This window comes from Bacteroides clarus YIT 12056, from assembly GCF_900129655.1.
GTDB classification, from domain to species: Bacteria; Bacteroidota; Bacteroidia; order Bacteroidales; family Bacteroidaceae; genus Bacteroides; species Bacteroides clarus.
Map to the genome: position 1 here is coordinate 149,173 of NZ_FQWK01000001.1, position 14,984 is coordinate 164,156.

The 14,984-nt window shown below is 47.3% G+C and carries 11 protein-coding genes and 1 tRNA gene; 4 read left to right on the forward strand and 8 right to left on the reverse strand.

The genetic code is table 11. The features are described from left to right. Positions 1-44: 44 nt before the first annotated feature. On the forward strand, positions 45-1,250 hold the full coding sequence (locus BUB52_RS00600; protein ID WP_009122949.1) for a multidrug effflux MFS transporter: 1,206 nt from the start codon (positions 45-47) through the stop codon (positions 1,248-1,250). Between the two features lie 95 nt (positions 1,251-1,345). Here BUB52_RS00600 and BUB52_RS00605 read toward each other — a convergent pair whose 3' ends face one another. From BUB52_RS00605 to BUB52_RS00615, 3 genes are read right to left on the reverse strand one after another with little or no spacing between them, the layout of a single operon-like run. Then, positions 1,346-1,945: an aminotransferase class IV family protein gene (locus tag BUB52_RS00605; protein WP_009122950.1), complete on the reverse strand. Its 600-nt coding sequence runs from the start codon at positions 1,943-1,945 to the stop codon at positions 1,346-1,348. Next, the gene (locus BUB52_RS00610; RefSeq protein WP_009122951.1) at positions 1,929-2,912 is read right to left on the reverse strand and encodes an aminodeoxychorismate synthase component I; all 984 of its coding nucleotides are present in this window, start codon (positions 2,910-2,912) and stop codon (positions 1,929-1,931) included. Before BUB52_RS00610 ends, BUB52_RS00605 begins: the two co-directional genes overlap by 17 nt. A gap of 4 nt (positions 2,913-2,916) precedes the next feature. Continuing rightward, complete coding sequence (locus tag BUB52_RS00615; RefSeq protein ID WP_022218056.1) at positions 2,917-4,512, reverse strand: aspartate:alanine exchanger family transporter; 1,596 nt, start codon at positions 4,510-4,512, stop codon at positions 2,917-2,919. 109 nt (positions 4,513-4,621) lie between these two features. Here BUB52_RS00615 and BUB52_RS00620 point away from each other — a divergent pair, with 109 nt between their 5' ends. Further along, on the forward strand, positions 4,622-5,011 hold the full coding sequence (locus BUB52_RS00620; RefSeq protein ID WP_009122953.1) for a DUF2721 domain-containing protein: 390 nt from the start codon (positions 4,622-4,624) through the stop codon (positions 5,009-5,011). 129 nt (positions 5,012-5,140) lie between these two features. Here BUB52_RS00620 and BUB52_RS00625 read toward each other — a convergent pair whose 3' ends face one another. From BUB52_RS00625 to aroB, 5 genes are all read right to left on the reverse strand, one after another. Beyond that, positions 5,141-8,410: a S41 family peptidase gene (locus tag BUB52_RS00625; protein ID WP_009122954.1), complete on the reverse strand. Its 3,270-nt coding sequence runs from the start codon at positions 8,408-8,410 to the stop codon at positions 5,141-5,143. A gap of 70 nt (positions 8,411-8,480) precedes the next feature. After that, a complete protein-coding gene (locus tag BUB52_RS00630; protein ID WP_009122955.1) occupies positions 8,481-9,266 on the reverse strand; it encodes a TerB family tellurite resistance protein in 786 nt (261 codons plus the stop codon). A 176-nt stretch (positions 9,267-9,442) separates the two neighbouring features. Beyond that, positions 9,443-9,973 carry a hypothetical protein gene (locus BUB52_RS00635; RefSeq protein ID WP_009122956.1) on the reverse strand — a complete coding sequence of 177 codons (531 nt, stop codon included), beginning with the start codon at positions 9,971-9,973 and terminating at the stop codon, positions 9,443-9,445. Between the two features lie 176 nt (positions 9,974-10,149). After that, positions 10,150-10,224, reverse strand: a tRNA-Pro gene (locus BUB52_RS00640). Between the two features lie 107 nt (positions 10,225-10,331). After that, positions 10,332-11,393, reverse strand: coding sequence for a 3-dehydroquinate synthase (gene aroB, locus BUB52_RS00645; protein ID WP_009122958.1), 1,062 nt, complete (start codon positions 11,391-11,393; stop codon positions 10,332-10,334). A 110-nt stretch (positions 11,394-11,503) separates the two neighbouring features. On the opposite strand from aroB, the gene BUB52_RS00650 reads away from it, so the two are divergent. Further along, on the forward strand, positions 11,504-11,917 hold the full coding sequence (locus tag BUB52_RS00650) for a hypothetical protein (protein WP_009122959.1): 414 nt from the start codon (positions 11,504-11,506) through the stop codon (positions 11,915-11,917). A 100-nt stretch (positions 11,918-12,017) separates the two neighbouring features. After that, positions 12,018-14,930 carry a TonB-dependent receptor gene (locus tag BUB52_RS00655; protein WP_009122960.1) on the forward strand — a complete coding sequence of 971 codons (2,913 nt, stop codon included), beginning with the start codon at positions 12,018-12,020 and terminating at the stop codon, positions 14,928-14,930. The last annotated feature ends 54 nt before the right edge of the window (positions 14,931-14,984 follow it).

Sequence of the window (14,984 nt, forward strand, 5' to 3'; positions counted from 1 at the left end):
CTTATGGAAATACACTACTTTTGTGGCTCAAATTAATATGTTGTATGGTAAAAGATAATTCTAAGTTGTTTCTACTTGTATTGCTGGGTATGCTGACTGCTTTCGGCCCATTCGTCACCGATATGTATCTGCCCAGCCTTCCGGCTATGGGAGATTATTTTCAAACCGCTTCTTCAATGGTACAGTTGGGACTTACCACGAGCATGATAGGGTTGGCGGCAGGACAAATCTTGTTTGGTCCGCTGAGCGACCGCTATGGGAGGCGCATACCGTTACTGGCAGCCATGTGGCTGTTTATCGTCTCTACCATTCTTTGTCTGTTTGCACGGGATATTCATCAGTTTGTGGCTTTTCGTCTGGTACAAGGCATAGCCGGGGCAGGCGGTATTGTAATCGCCCGTTCGGTGGCTGCAGATAAATATTCGGGTAAGGAACTGGCGAAGATGCTTGCGGTTATTGGCGCTATCAACGGAGTGGCTCCGGTGGTGGCTCCTATTATCGGAGGAGTATTTACGGAAGCTATCGGCTGGCAGGGTATCTTCGGTATTCTGTTGGGATTGGGCGTTGTGTTGCTTGTCGGCAGTTACTGCTTTCGGGAGTCATTGCCTAAGGAGCACCGTTCGGTAAGCCGGTGGGGAGATACATTCCGCAGTTTTAAAGTGGTGCTGCAAGATAGGCAATATGTGTTTTATGTGTTGCAAATGGCGTTTGCGCAAGGAGTGCTGTTTGCCTATATTTCCTCTTCACCTTTTATTGTGCAGCAGCATTACGGATATTCGCCGTTGGTATTCAGTTTCTGCTTTGCTGTTAATGCGGTGGCGATAGGGGGTGCGGCTGCGACATCCGTGAAGTTCAGGCGTCCTGTCAGTAGTACGTTGATAGGCTGTGTGGGCATGGCGGTGGCTGCACTCGGAGAGTGTACGGCGCTTATGACAGGATGTAGTTTTTGGATGTACGAAGCGCTTCTGCTGGTTTTGTTGTTTATGATGGGGCTGACTTTTACGTCTACCACAACATTGGCGATGGAGTGTCAGCGTGACAATGCGGGTACGGCTTCCGCGCTATTGGGGGCTGTCTGTTTCGCTTCCGGCGGAATTGTCTCTCCTTTGGTGGGGCTCGGTGATATCCTGGTATCCACGGGAATTATCTTTGTCATCAGTGCCGGCTGCTCGTTAAGTTGCATCCTGCTGGCTTTGGGCAAAAGGCGGGCTAGGCTTTACTTCGCATTCGGTACGTCTCCGAAACGTTGAGGCAGATAAATATTGAGTGTCTGCCGTTTCTTTGAATAACGGAGTTATCCGGATAGGCTTGAGACCTGCGATGCCGCAACCGGTTTCAGCAATTTTCAGAATATTGGTTGCAGGTGACGGACGGAAAGTTCCAGTTCACCCCAGTCTGTCATCGCATTGAAAAGGCGGACGGTGGAGTAGGAAGGCAAATCTTCCATGCGTATATTCTTTTCCGTAAGAATGCCTTTGTCCAATAGCTCGGCTCGTTTGGTTCCTTTCAGCAGAGGATGTTGCGGAGTGTACCACCGCTTGCCGTCGAAGAGAGCGATGTTGGCAATGCTGGTGTCGGTGAGCAGGCGCTGGCGGACAATGAGAATGTCATCACAAGAACCGCGTTGCGCAAACAGTTGGTTGAGCGCTTTACGGTCGGCGCTTTTGTAGGTGTAACCGATGTCGTTTGCCGATATCAATGCCAGTGAACGGACGGGACGTAGGATGTAAGGGGTACAAGTCACTTCCTCGATACCGCATCGTCCGTAGACTATACGCAATCTGTGTCTGCCGTTTTCGGGAATCGGGGGCAGAAAATCGGTCAATTGCAGGCCGGTACTTTCCGGCCAGAAGTGTGTGCGGGTATCGTTCAGCCTCCGTTCATGGTAGGCTAAGTTACGAACCACTCCGCCGTCAATACGTATGGTTTCAATAAATCGGCACATATATCTTTTGTTTTACCTCGTTGTATTCGCTTTCCCATCGGCTTTGGGCGGTGATACCGCCGCCGGCTTTGAAATAGAGTTGCCCGTTTTCTTGTTCGATGAAGCGTATCATGACGGCGCTGTCCAGTCGGCCGTTGGCGTAGCAGCCCATAACTCCGGTGTAGAATCCCCGTTCGTAGCCTTCCGCTTCGTCGATGATTTGCATGGTACGCGGCTTGGGAGCGCCGGTAATAGAGCCGGCAGGCAATAACCGGAAAAGGATATCGCCGAGCCGCTCGGTATAATCATGGGGTAGCGTGCCGCATATTTCAGAGCTTGTCTGCAGAATCGCTCCTTTGTTGGTTTGCAGGCGGTCTATATAGCGATAGGACGTTACGGTGACGTGTTCGGAAACCATACTGATATCATTGCGTATCAAATCGACAATGGTGGCGTGTTCCGCCGCTTCTTTGGCATCGTCCAGCAATATTGATTCGGCATGGGGCAGAGCGGCATCAATCGTTCCTTTCATCGGAAAGGACTTTATCCTGCCTTCTTCCATGCGGACAAAGATTTCGGGCGAGAAACAGACGAAACGGTCTTTCAGCCAAAGCTTATACAAAGCGTGAGCATGCAGAAATACATCCTTTAGCGTCAGGTTAGTGCGAAGCGGAACTTTGCACGTCAGATTGGTCAGATAACTGTTTCCGCCCAGCAGATTACGTTTCACGATATCGAAAGAACGGCGGTAATCGGCTGGAGACGGGGGAGTAAAGTCCCAATCTATTGTTCCGGTATACCGGGCATCTGCATCGGGGGCATTACCGGCTTCTCCGAACCGGTAGAGGCAGACGGACGTATCTACCTCATCGAGGGCTTCAACGTACGACTGCTCTTGCGTATAGTCGATGATGAACAGAAAAGGTGTGTTTCTACGCCCGAATGTGTTCATGCGGGCGATGGCTGTTTCTTTGTCCAAGGCTCTCATCGTCTTAAATCACCGTTGCAATAATTTGGATGGATAATATGAGGAACACCATCGCAATAGGATACACCGTAGCATAGGCCACACTCGGAATATTGCTGTCCGTCATGGAGTCGGCGGCTGCCAGGCCGGGAGTACTCGTCATGCCTCCGGTAAGGGTTCCCAATAAATCGAGGATGCTGATTTTAAAAAACAGCCTGCCTGCGATTACGGCTATCAGCATGGGCACTAACGTAATGGCTGCGCCCACGCCGAACAGCAGCCAGCCGCTTTCCTGAAAGGTAGCTACTAAATTCTTTCCGGCCGATGTCCCTACTTCGGCGAGGAATAGCAGCAGTCCCAATTGTCGCAGCAGTTGGTTGGCTGGACCCGACATAGACCAAATGATGGGGCCTGTCTTGCCTACGGCGCTAAGGAACAAGGCCACTATCAGTATACCGCCTGTCAATCCCGGTGAGAACGACAAACCTCCGGGGAAGGATATATTCAGTTTGCCAAATAGCACTCCGAGCACGATACCCATTGCGATTGGAAAGAAGTCCGTATCGGACAGCTTCTTGGCATTATTGCCCAACAAACGCGCCAAACCCTTCAGCCCTTCTTTCTCGCCGACTACCGTCAGCTTATCGCCGAACTTAAGGGCGAGGTCGGGTGAGGGGGAGAGGTCGATACCGCTTCGGCGGACACGCGTTACGGTACAGCCGAAGTTCTTCATCAGGTTCAAGTCTCCCAGCTGTTTGTTTATCATATCCTTTTTGGTGAGCAGCAGAGACTCTATTTCCTGGGTGTGGCTCAGCGGGAGCTCGCCTTCTTCGCGTTCGCCTACCAGAGTGGCAAGCTGATTCAGGGCTTCGTCACTGCCGACGGCTTGTATGTAGTCGTTTTCGTGGAGTACGGTATGTGCGGTCGGGATAGAGATTTGCTCGTCATGCTTGTGGCGGGAGATTACCGCGCCGGTCATGGCACGGGCATTGATTTGCATCAGGGTGCGTCCGAAAACGATAGGGTTCGTAATGCGGTAAATGCAGGTAATCAGTTCGGGGAATTGTCCGCGGCGTTCTTTTTCCAAGCGGCGGGCTTCCCGGTCGAGGTCGATATGCATGATGCGGGGCAGCAGCTTCACGAACAGGATAACGCCGATTACTCCGAACGGATAGGCGATACCGTAGGCTATGGATGCCAGCGGTGAATGCGTGCTGTCGATGGCAACGGCAAGTCCCGGAGTACTGGTCAGTGCGCCGGCTATCAGCCCTACCACGCTTGGCGTGTCGATGTCGAACGCATATTTCAGCCCTGTCGCCGTCAAAGCGGCGGAACAAATAATCAGCAGGGTGATGATAATGAGTGTCTTCCCTTTGCTCCGGAAGGAATCGAAGAAGCCCGGACCGGCCTGTATGCCGATGGTGAATATGAATAGTACAAGCCCGAAGTTTCCCAGCTCTTTAGGGATAATCACCCCGAAATGTCCGAAGAGCAGGGCGATGAAGATTACTGCGGAAACGTCGAGCGACAATCCTTTGATTTTGATTCTTCCCAGCATGAAGCCTAAGGCTACGATGAGGAAAAGCGCGAAGTAAGAGGAATTAAGCAGGTCAGTGAACATAGGCTCGGTGAATTAGTCTTTTCGTGGGAACAAAGGTAAAGGAAAAAAGTTAGATGGAGAAAGTATTATTTATCTTTGCAGCCGCTAAAGATTTAAAGAAATCCGTCTTATGGAAATAGATTTGACTACCCCCGCTTTGCTGTTTTCGGCAATATCCTTGATTATGTTGGCGTATACCAACCGTTTTTTGTCGTATGCCGGTCTTGTGCGCGCTTTGAAGGAACAGCACCAGAAGAGCCATTCGTCTGTAACCGCCGCGCAGATTGCCAACCTGCGTAAACGTCTGTATCTGACACGTGCCATGCAGGTAACGGGCATAGCGAGTTTGCTGCTGTGCGTAGTCAGTATGTTCTTTATTTATATCCGGCTTTATCTGGCCTCGGTTTATATTTTCGGCCTTGCTTTGGTACTGCTGATTATCTCGCTGACTATTTCAGTATACGAAATTTATATCTCGGTGAAAGCGCTGGAGATACATCTGAACGATATGGATGATTAGAGAGAGCGTTTTTTCCTGCTTACGGAACAGTTTATTTCATCCCGCGAGACGGTTGTTTTTGTCTCGTGGGATGATTTTTTTTATCTCGTGAGATGAATATTTTTGTCTCGCAGGACGAATATTTTTGTCTCATAAGACGGATTCCAGCTCTTTCAGCAGCTCTTCTACGGCTACTTTGAGCTGGGTGTCTTCGCCTTTCACGATGGTTTCGGGCGAGTTGGCGACTTTGATATCCGGTTCCAATTGGGAGTTCTCCAAATAACTGCCGTCGGGCAGACGGTAGCCTACAACGGGAATGCCGAAAACGAGGGAAGGGTCTTGCAGGCGTTCCCACGATACGCTGGTCATAGTTCCCGGAACGGGCATGCCTACGAGCTTGCCGATATTCCGGTGGCGGTATACCCACGGCGTACCGTGCGCATTGGAATAGTTGGCTTCGCACGTCAGCATGACAGACGGCTTGTTCCAGCGGCGGCTGGGCATATCGCAAGCTTCGCGACCGCGGATTACCTGCGTAAAGTACTTCTTGCCGCTGAACAGAATCTCGATATCTTCGTGCAGACGGCCGCCGCCATTGAAGCGGGTGTCGATGACGATGCCTTCGCAATTGTTGTATTTACCCAAAATATCCGAGTAAACGGAACGGAAGCTGTCATCGCCCATCGACTCGATATGCACATAGCCCAAACGGCCGCCAGACCATTCGGCTACATCTGCCGCGCGTTGTTTTACCCAACGGGTGTAGAGCAGAGTGTTTAGCGCACTGCCGCTTATCGGGATTACCACTTCTTCCCAACGCTCTTTGGTCTGCGGGTTGTAGAGCGAGACGAGGGTTTTCTTTTTGGCCTTATTGTTTACTAATGTATAGTAATCCGTCTCGGGGGTAATCTCCATACCGTCAATCTTTTCGATAATACTGCCTGGTTTCACCTTGGTAGTGGCGTTATCAAACGGGCCTTTTTCTATTACTTCGGCTATACGCATGCCTTTGTCCCGGTATTTCCAGTCAAAAAGCAGTCCCAGGCTGGCTGTCGGTTCGCTCTGTCCGGAAGGGGAGTAGCGACCGCCGGTGTGCGATACGTTCAGTTCGCCCAACCATTCGCTCAAGAGTTCGGCAAAGTCGTAGTTGTTGTTGATGTGTGGCAGGAACTTACGATAGGCGGCGCTCATGGCATCCCAGTCTACGCCGTGCATATTGGTGTTGTAGAAACGTTTCTGCTGTTGTTTGTACACATGCCCGAACATATATTCGCGTTCTGCCGCCAAATCCATTTTAACCTGCGCCTGATAAGTGACGGGTTTCAACGTATTGGACGCCATATCCATTTTCTGCATGGTTTTGCCACCCAGCAGGAAGAGGTTCTTACCGTCTTTGTCCATTTCCATGGAAGCCCAGCCGGCATCCATTTTGTGAAGGAGCCGGGTATCTTTCTTGCGAAGATCCATTTTCCAAAGGTCGTAACCGTCTTCAAAGGCTGCGAAGTAATAAAGGCTTTCACCGTCTTTGGAGATGATGACGCTGCCCATATCCGAAGAATTCGGGGTGAGACGTACAATGCGGTCTTCAATGTTTTTCAGTTCAACGACAATGTCTTTCACTTGAGACTTGTCATTGCCGGTCTTTTCTTGTTCTGTTTCTTTCTTGCTGCGCTTTTTATCTTTGGCGGTATCCTTGTCTTGCGTTTTCTTCTGTTCGGCTTCCAATTCTTTGCGCAACTCGTAATCTTCTTTGCTCAGGCAGTATTTGTCGTAAGCGTCCTGATTGAGGAAAATAAGCATGGCGTCGTCTTGCGAGCCCCATGAGGCGTGGGCGCGCATACCGTAACGTTCTGTCTTGAACAGAATCGCGTTACCGTCGAGGGCAAAACGGGGCGAACCGCTCATGTAACCGCTATTGGTCAGATTGACGATGGGACTATTGCCTTGCGCGCTGACAAGACCTATGTCGGAATACGGATCGTGTCTGTTGCCGATAAATTCGAGGGTAAACCATTTGCCGTCCGGTGACCAGGCATAACTGAATTCGCCATCTGTACTGTACCAGGTGGAACCGTCGGTAATCCGGCGTACTTTCTTCGTGTCGAGGTTGAGTACCATCAGGCGGATGCGGTCTTCTATGAATGCCAATTCCTTACCGTCCGGTGAGAATTGCGGGCAAGTGCGCTCGACAGTGGCGGAAGGCAGTAGCGCTTCCTCTTTTATAAGAGTGGCATTGGGGAAGTTGGGTTCTTCCTTACGGGCAATCTTGGCGAGATAGAGCTGCCAGTTGCCGTTACGTTCGCTGGCGTAGGCCAGCGTACGATTGTCGGGGGCAAAGGACAGACTGCTTTCGTTGGCAGGGGTGTGGGTGATTTGCTTGGTGGTAGCGTAGTCTGCCGAAGTTACAAAGACTTCGCCACGAGCTATGAAGGCTATTTGCTTGCCATCCGGTGAGACGGTGGCCGAGGTTGCTCCGCTGGTATAATTCAAGCGGGCTATTTGCGGACGGTCGTCACGGGTGATTTCTATTCGGACTTTTTGTGGTTCCGAGTTGTTCTGCTGTGTGTATATTTCGCCGTCGTAACCGTAGCACAATGTTCCGTTGTTGCTTATGGAAAGGAAACGTACGGGGTGGGTTTTAAAGGAAGTTACTGCTTTCACTGCCTCCGGTCGGTTCAGCGGGAAGGCGTATACGTTGAATGAACCGCCATCGCGTTCGCTTAGGAAATACAACTCCTGTCCGTCCGGAGAAAGGACGGGGTTACGGTCTTCACCGGCACGTTGGGTGAGGTTGGCATGTTTGCCTGTGCGGGCATCGTACATCCATATATCACGTGTGACGGATGAAGTGTGATGCTTCCGCCATTGGTCTTCAAACCCTTTTTGGTCTTGATAGAAAAACAGTTCGCCCGATTTGTCGAAACAGACTGCTTCGGCAGGTGTACCCAATACCTGTTCGGTACGTCCGCCGGTTACGGGTACTTTGTAAAGTTCAGTCATGGCAGAACGGGGAAAGAGGGCGCTTTCGGCTGGGTCTTGAATGGCGGCCGAGAAGAGGATGTATTTACCGTCGGGGGTAAATGCGGATGGGATTTCTCCGGCCGAGTGGGTGGTCAGGCGTTGGGCTGTTCCACCGTTGGCTGGCATTACGAATACGTCGAAGTTACCGTATCTGTCACTGGCAAATGCTATTTGCTTGCCGTCCGGTGACCAGACAGGGGTCGATTCGTAGGACTCCTGCGTAGTGAGTTGTATGGCTGTACCGCCTTTTGCAGGAACTTTGTAGATATCTCCTTTGTAACAGAAAGCGATTTCTGTCCCGTCGGGTGAAATTTGTATGTCACGCATCCAGAGAGGAGTTGTTGCATAGGTGGCGAGAGTTGTGAAACTCAGCGCGAAGTAAGCGAGTATCTTTTTCATAATGAATGTATTTCTATCGGATTAGGGATTTATAGTAAGAGTATTGTTTTGATGAAGTGGGCTTTGGTTATTATTTCATTCCCCTTGCCTTGTACACAATCTCTTTGGCATTGTTGATGTTCTGTAGCTTTTCTTCGGCGGCACGCTTGATATCTTCTCCCAGCGTAGCTACCCGGTCGGGATGGTGCTTTAATACCAATTTGCGGTATGCGGCACGCACTTCTTCATCGGTTGCCGTGGGGAGTATTTCCAATACTTTGTAAGCCGCGTCCAATGAATTGCCACCCAAATTGAGCATGGATTCCACTTCGTTTTCGGATAGTCCCATATAAGTCGCCACTTCTTTCAATGCTTCTATTTCTTCACGACAAACGTTGTTGTCGCTTCGGGCTATGTTGGCGAGGAAGCCCAACAACTGCAAGCGTTCTTCGTATGTCAGGTTGGCGGCAATTTGCATACCGCAGTCACGGATGGTATTCTTGAATGCAAGAGGGTTTTGCATATCCATACGCTTGCGCTGCTCAAAGAGGTTGAGTAGTATTCGTTCTCCTTCGCTGACTGCGGCCACGCCGAAATTCGTTCGTAAGAAATTGCGGACGTATTCCATTTCACTGTGCATGATACGCCCGTCCGCCCGTATAATGTACGAGGCCATTACCAGCATTGAAAAGAGAAAACTGTTCCGCTGTCCGGCAAACACGCCTTCCGTTGTCTGTCCGTTGCCGTAGGTTGCCGTATAGCTTGTTGTATTACCGCCGAGGTCCATCAACGAACCAAGTGCATATCCTGCCAATGCGCCGAGCGGTCCGCCTGCCATAAAGCCGATGATACCGCCAATCCATTTTCCTGCTCCCATAATTTTGTTCTTTGATTTTGCAAAAGTAACTATTCTTGCCTAAATACAAAGAAGGGCGATGCCAAGAAATACGGAATAATGCGGATAGAGATTATAGATTGGCTATATGGAGCCCGGTTTATCTTTTTTCGTTTACATTGATTTAGATTTCGGAGTATTATAAAAAAGGATTTAACTTATTGGTTTATTGCCGTAATCAAAGATGTTATGTTTTGTTCTTTTACAAATTGTTCGAAGTCGTTCTTTGAACGTCCGTCCAGCTTTAATTCATTATTCCAAACAGGCAGCCTTTTGCGGCAGATAATATGTGTTAGTATCAGACAGAACTCAACAATTAAGGGATTGTGCTCTTTTCCCGTATCGTACCAGCATATTTCTAATTTATGGATAGAGTTTCTTTGCATCAATCGAGGCCATAATATACTTCTAAAGACAAGTTCGCCCGATAAATCATCCTTCTGCCGCCCGTAAAGTCTCCTTCGCAGTCCGCCCTTGCGGGGGATGAGACGGTTGTCTTCAAAGTGGCCGGAACTGCCTATGTAAACGATTTCTTTATCGCCTTTATCTTTGGGATAGCCATATACGATATATACGCCGCAACACTTGTCTATATTTTCATATTGGATTTCCATGCACTTTGCTTTCAGATTATCTTCAATGCCGAAAGAGAAGGAACCGTTGCTGTATTTCTTTATAAATTCGAACATAGGCTAATGTTAAGGATTGTATTGAAACTATTAAGGGTGAATTTGAAAGCAAAGATAGGAATTTATGGATTGGTATTGCTTATATTTCTTTTTGAAGCCGAAAAATTTAATAAAAATGTAATCGCTATAAAGAAAAAGGAGCTAAGCCATTGACTTAACTCCTTGATAATTACCAGTCGGGGTGACTGGATTCGAACCAGCGACCACACGCCCCCCAGACGCGTACTCTAACCGGGCTGAGCTACACCCCGAATTGCGGATGCAAAAGTACGGCTTTATTTTGAAATAGCAAATAATTCCTTAACTTTTTGCTCCTTTATTTTGTAACTTCTTTATATTCTTTATGCTAATAAGGAGCTTATACACCCATACATTCCCGATAAAAGTCGAATACCTCGAATATTGTTTCTTTGTCTGCCGTTTGATTCAAACAAATATCCCCGACTTCTTTAAGCAGTGTGAAGTTAATGATGCCGGCGGTATTTTTCTTGTCATGCTGCATCAGTTCATACAAGCGGTCATATTGTTTGCAGTTAAAAGCAAAGGCTCCGTAATTCTCCTTGATAAACTGAATGGTTTGACGCATCTTTTCTTTAGGGAAGCCCGTTTGTATATGCGAAAGATAAAGTTCGCATACTATTCCCCACGCTACGGCATAACCATGGAGTACCGGACGGTTCTCTGCCAAGGCAAGGCTCTCGAAAGCATGCCCTACGGTATGGCCGAGGTTAAGCGCTTTACGTATACCATGTTCTTGGGGGTCTTGTTCTACAATATCTTCTTTCACTTGAACAGAACGGCCTACCATTGCTTTGAGAGCAGTATAGTTTATGTTTTCCGTATCGAAAGATAATAATTCTGTTAAATGTTCGGGAGTGCTGATTAGACCATGTTTCAGCATTTCGGCGTAACCGGAGAAGAAATTATGGGAATCGAGACTACGTAAGAATTCGGTTTCCAACAATACGCTGGCGGCAGGTGCAAAAACTCCGATTTCGTTTTTCAATCCGTTGAAATTAATACCTGTTTTTCCGCCTACCGATGCATCTACCATAGCAAGCAAGGTCGTGGGGATATTGATATAAGCTATTCCTCGCTTAAAGGTGGAAGCGGCAAAACCGCCGAGATCGGTTACCATACCGCCGCCCAAATTTATTAATAGTGAGTGGCGGGTAGCTCCTTGCTCGCTTAAAGCCTGCCACACCGAAGCCAGTGTTTCCAGATTCTTATGCATATCTTCTGCTCCGATAATGATTTCGGCAGCATCTTGCAGTGCGGGAATACTTTGCAGTTGCGGCAAACAAAGACGGTGGGTATGTTCGTCGGTAAGGATGAAGAGCTTATCGTGAGGACACTTCTCAATGGCATGCGTCAGACTGCTTTCGAGTTTTTCGCAAAGGATTACTTCTTGTTTACTCATGAGAAAATTGCAGATTTATGATTTATTGCGGGACAAAGATAATTCTTTCGACAATAAATGCTACCTTTGTCTCACGAAAATAAATCTGAAACCATAATTTTGAAATCCAAATGAAAGCTTTACTTCCCGTATATTGTCGTCCGCTTGGATATTGTATAATTGCGCTCGCTTTGTTTCTGCCGTTCTTAATGGTGATGATGGGCAGGGTAACGGATGCTAATTTGTTGTTTTATAAGGAATGTTCCAAACTTTTGATGATGTTGGGGGCATTGATGATAATATTCGCTTTGACAAAAAATGAATGTAAAGAGGTGGAGGCAATACGTAACAAAGCTACGCGGAACGCTATGTTCTTGACGGTGTTTTTCATCTTTGGTAACATGCTTTATCGTGTGGCACAAGGTGATTTGATGTCTGTAGACTCCTCTTCTTTCTTGATATTCCTGATTATAAATGTTCTTTGTCTTGAATTTGGTATAAAGAAAGCGACTGTTGACCGGTTATTTAAGCGGAATAATCGATAATTAAATAAAATCAATCTGTTAGGCATTAAACCTTTTGTCCGTAAGTTTGTCAAATGAAGCAGTTACAAATAAACATTGTTGATCATTTAGAAGACAGGGCATGAAAAGAATTATCACCGGAGCAATGTTGTTGCTGGCAACGGCATTATCCGCTTTTTCACAAACAAAAAACATTACCGTCTCCGGTCGTGTGGTTGAGGATACGAACGAACCTGCGGTACAAGCTACTATTCAGTTACTTTCATTGCCGGACAGCGCCTATGCTGCCGGTGTCGCTACTACAGGAAATGGCTATTTTACCTTGCCGAAGGTGAATGCCGGGAAGTATGTATTGAAAGTTTCCTATATCGGTTTTAAGAATAAATTTATCCCTTTGCATCTGTATGCCAATGTACTGAATAAGAATGTCGGTACGGTAACGCTCGAAACGGATGCCATTATGCTCGCTGAAGCCGTGATAACCGCCGAAGCGCCGCAAGTACAAGTGGTGGAAGATACATTAATGTATAATTCTACCGCTTACCGTACTCCGGAAGGCGCGATGCTGGAAGAATTGGTGAAGAAACTTCCCGGTGCCGAAATTGATGACGACGGTAACGTGAAGATTAATGGTAAGGAGTTGAAGAAAATTATGGTAGATGGCAAAGAATTCTTTGGCGGTGATGTAAAAACCGGATTGAAGAATTTGCCCGTCGATATGATTGATAAACTGAAAACCTACGATAAGAAATCAGACCTGGCACGTATCACCGGTATAGACGACGGTGAAGAGGAAACGGTGCTTGACCTCACTGTGAAGAAAGGCATGAACAGGGGCTGGTTTGGTAATGCGGATGTTGCTTATGGTACGGAAGACCGCTATATGGCTCGTATGATGGTGAATCATTTTGTGGATAAAACGCAGTTCTCCTTGATCGGTTCGGCGAATAATGTCAATGACCAAGGCTTCTCGGGCGGTGGCGGTGGTCCGCGTTGGCGCAGAAATAACGGTTTGGTGGCTACTAAAACGTTGGGTGCGAATTTCGCTACGGAAACATCCAAACTGGAAGTTGGCGGCAGCGCCCGATATAATTATAGAGGCGCGGATATTATCAGTACCAACTCTTCCGAACGTTTCCTGCAGAACGGAAACTCGTATTCAAACTCCAATTCCGTCAATAGGAACAAGAATATAGACTTTAATGCTGATTTCCGTTTGGAGTGGAAGCCGGATTCAATGACCAATATTATTTTCCGTCCGAACTTCTCTTATGGTAAAACGAATAATGCTTCCGGATCGGAGTCGGGAACATTCAATATCGACCCGTATAGTTTGGTTGCCAACCCGAACGATTTCCTCAATTTCGACCAGATGACAGATGATCCTTTGGAAGATATTCGTGTCAATGCTACGAACGACGCTTCTTTAAGTAAAAGTAAGAGTATCTCTACAGCGGCTACTTTGCAGCTGAACAGGAAACTTAATGACAGAGGACGTAATGTTACTTTTCGCGGACGTTTTGGTTACGGGGATAATGATAATGACCAATATACGCAGTCAGAAACTCGTTACTATCAGATATTGAATGCATTGGGAGGTGACTCCATCCTGTATCGTAACCAATACATTACGACTCCCACCCGCAATTATAATTATAGCGCCCAAATTACATACAGCGAGCCGATTGCACGGGCTGCTTTTTTACAGTTCAGTTATCAGTTCCAGTATAAGTATAGTGAGAGCGATAAGACTACGTTTGATATGTTGAGCTTTCCCGAATGGGATATTAACGGACCATTACCTGCAGGATATGAAACGCATCCGGTGGATAGTTTGGGCAAATATGCAGAGTATAGGTACTATAATCATGATGCGTCTGTATCGTTGCGTTTCATCCGTGAAAAGTATCAGTTGAGCGCGGGAATGTCTTTCCAGCCGCAACATTCGGTACTGTCCTACAAACGTGGTGATTATATGATTGATACGACACGTAACGTATTTAACTTTGCTCCGAATATTGATTTTCGCTACCGTTTCTCCAAAGTGAGCCAGTTACGTTTCATGTATCGTGGGCGTAGCAGTCAGCCGAGTATGGAGAACTTATTGCCGATTGCCGATAATTCAAATCCACTGAACATCAAAGTGGGTAATCCCGGCCTGAAACCTGCGTTTACGCATAATATGCGTTTGTTTTATAATACATATAACGCAGAACTGCAGCGTGGTATGATGACACATGTCAGCTTCTCGACGACTCAGAATAGTATCAGCAACAGTACGATATATAATGAGCAAACCGGTGGGCGAACTACCACTCCGAAGAATATCAATGGTAATTGGAACGCTTTCGGCATGTTTGGATTCAATACGGCATTGAAGAATAAGAAGTTTACGATAAATTCTTTCTCGAATATCAATTATGCCAATAATGTAGCTTTCCTATACAATAAGGATACAAAGGTGGACGATAAGAATACCACTACCGGATTAACGCTGAGTGAACGGTTGAACGGAGCTTATCGTAACGATTGGTTTGAATTTGGACTGAACGGTTCTATTTCTTATACGGCCGAGCGCAGCAAATTGCGTCCGGAGAATAATCAAGAACCTTATACCTTCTCTTACGGTGCTTTGACTAATATAACGATGCCCTGGAAGATGACGCTTTCTACCAATATTACCAATCAGAGCCGTCGCGGCTATACGGATAGCAGCATGAACCGTAACGAATTGATTTGGAATGCCCAACTTTCGCAGTCTTTCCTGAAAGGTGCGGCTACTGTAAGTTTTGAGATGTACGATATACTGAAACAGCAGAGTAATATCAGTCGTTCGTTGACGGCAGATGCACGTTCGGTATCTTCTTATAACGGTATCAACAGCTATTGTATGCTGCACTTTATTTATCGCTTGAATATCTTTGGCAGTAAGGCTGCTCGCGAAAGCATGCAGGGGCGAAGAGGGTTTGGCGGCCCTGGCGGCCATCCGGGAGGACATCGGGGCGGATTTGGCGGTGGGCGTCGTCCGTTTTAATGTTAATCAATGTAATAGGTCGTAAAAATCCCTTTGTTTTTTATACATTTGTTT